We start from the raw sequence: 2,337 nt of genomic DNA, 5'->3' as shown, positions 1-2,337 counted from the left end.
ATGATCAACCCGGCTCTAGCCGGAGATCGCCATGGCTACGCCGGCGAACCTACACCACCCCGTGGGACACGAGCCTCTTCTGCCTCCGCCTGCGCCGACCGGGCGGCCACGCAAGTGGAAGATGCGCCGGATTGTCGAAGGCATTTTCTATCTGCTGCGTGGTGGTTTGCCGTGGCGGATGTTGCCGCAATGTTTTCCCCCGGTCTCGACAGTGCGGCGGTGGTTCTACCTCTGGCGCGACAATGGGCTCTGGCAGGCAATCAACCATGGATTGCTTATGCTGGTCCGCGAGGCTCAAGGTCGTGAAGCTTCGCCCAGTGCTGGGGTGGTCGACAGCCAGAGCGTGAAAACCACAGAAGCGGGCGGTCCCAGTGGTTATGATGCGGGCAAGAAGATCAAGGGACGAAAGCGCCATATCCTGACCGATACCGAAGGCAATCTGGTCCATGCCGTGGTCCACACTGCTGATATCCAGGACCGAGACGGCGCGCCAATGGTTCTCGGCGGGGTCATCAAGCGCTTCCCCTGGCTACGACATGTCTTCGCCGACGGCGGCTATGCGGGCCAGAAACTCAAAGACGCATTGCAGCCGCTCGGCAAATGGACAATCGCGATCATCAAGCGATCGGACGCCGCCAAGGGCTTTGAAGTCTTACCGCGTCGATGGGTGGTTGAACGCACCATTGCCTGGCTCAACCGTAATCGCCGACTGGCCAAAGACTTTGAGCAGACCATCGCCTCCGCTACTGCCTGGCTCTTCGCAGCGTCAGTGCAAGCGTTCATCCGCCGTGCCGCAAGGGCTTGTCAGACCGCCAAATAGTTTCGAATCCGACTCTTAAATCGTGCGGATATACCGGAGGAAAAGAAGGAAGAGTTGTGTGGCTGGGCGCGTGGAAAGAAAATTTCTCGCCGCTATGGAACTGGGCTGGAGGCTGATGTGCTGGCAGAAGCCGTGGGGAAAGTGTCATACGGCCTCGATCTCAATCATCTGCGGGCGCATAGTTGCCTCGTGGACTGACCGCCTCTCCGGCATCGGAAATCCGTTGCAACTGGTTGCAAGAGATCGGTCTGTTCAGATGATGCCGAAATATCTCTGGAGCGATTGGTGGGTGATAGGGCTGACGGCGAATTTGCCATGGGGATCGTCGGCATCAAGCCAGTTATTCCATCCGAGAAAATAAGCGTCGCTGTCGCCGGTCATCGCTCGCGTCCGGCGCGTGGTCGCCGATTGAAAATGTCGCACATTGATACCCGCTTCGCGTAGGAGGCGGGCTTCGATGACTGGCCCATGTAGCGCCATTATGCGGACGCCAGCCCGCACCTGATTAGACAAGCCTTCCATCCATTTCCCCATACGCCTGAACGTGATGTCTTCAAGGTTGGAGGTGTGGATGTCGTGATATGCATCGCCATAATCCGGTGCAGGAAAGGGCGCACGGCTTGGCATGCGGCCAACGACATCCCGTAGCCGCCGCAAAATTTCATCTCGCGTGCTGTCGCTGAACGCGACGAGGTCGTCAGCCGTAAGAACGATCATCATTTTCTTGTCCGTGTATAAGTGAGGAAATGGATGGTGCTTGGCAGGGATAGGGGTTCATCGACTTGCTGGTCGTTCAACAAGCCTTCCAAGCTCGGCATTTCGCCTGTTCTGCCAATTTGCTGCAACTGACGTGTTTGTAGCCCATCGCACCGTCAACCTTGGCTGCTACAGCTCCAATCAGGTATCGCGGCAAGTAAGCGCGTCCCAGCTCTCAATTACCTCGCTGCTGACCTCAGCCTCGACAAGGCGTGCCCTTACGCGCAGGGCCGCAGCGGTGGCCGCGTCGCTCGCGCTCTCTTTCGACCAGAACAGGGCCTCTCGCGTGAAGCCCTCCCAGCCGGTCCAAAGTTGCAGGTTCACGCCGATGCCATCCGCCCAAGCGCGCAGCGCGACCTCATCTAGTTGCGGCTGCCGTTGCGACACCATCAGCACGCCGCAAACCCTCACCGCTTCGGTCTGACAGCGCCGTGCGAAGATGCGCAAATCTGACGCTGCGACGGGCTTGTCCCGCACCTCAAGAGCCTTTGCCACTCGCTCTCTGTCTGGACCCTGCCAGATGCAAACATCGCCGGGATAGTGGCGGCTTGGATCGTTGATCCGCCCGCTTTCGACCCGCTCGGAGCCGAAGGTCGCGTCCATCAGCCCAGCGGCAATCGCCTGCGCATGAGCACCGCCAGCCGAACCCAGCAGCATGAACTCCTCTATTGCCTCCAAAAGAGCGGCGGTCGTGTCCCACGGGGTGGTGTAGGTTCGCCGGCGTAGCCATGGCGATCTCCGGCTAGAGCCGGGTTGATCAT

At 59.4% G+C, this 2,337-nt stretch carries 2 protein-coding genes and 1 pseudogene; 1 reads left to right on the top strand and 2 read right to left on the bottom strand.

Annotated elements, in window-relative coordinates:
• Positions 1–70 precede the first annotated feature (70 nt).
• A pseudogene (locus tag AC58EF_RS28360) lies at positions 71–820 on the top strand (IS5 family transposase); the annotation flags it as partial.
• 252 nt (positions 821–1,072) lie between these two features.
• On the opposite strand, the gene AC58EF_RS28355 reads toward AC58EF_RS28360, so the two are convergent.
• Complete coding sequence (locus AC58EF_RS28355; RefSeq protein ID WP_497279691.1) at positions 1,073–1,540, bottom strand: hypothetical protein; 468 nt, start codon at positions 1,538–1,540, stop codon at positions 1,073–1,075.
• A gap of 177 nt (positions 1,541–1,717) precedes the next feature.
• Positions 1,718–2,233 carry a hypothetical protein gene (locus tag AC58EF_RS28350; RefSeq protein ID WP_497279690.1) on the bottom strand — a complete coding sequence of 172 codons (516 nt, stop codon included), beginning with the start codon at positions 2,231–2,233 and terminating at the stop codon, positions 1,718–1,720.
• Positions 2,234–2,337 lie beyond the last annotated feature (104 nt).

The sequence above is a fragment of the Sphingobium sp. WR1 genome (assembly GCF_059693745.1).
The sequence above is the reverse complement of the archived record's forward strand: the minus strand, read 5'-3'. Positions and strand labels throughout refer to the sequence as shown.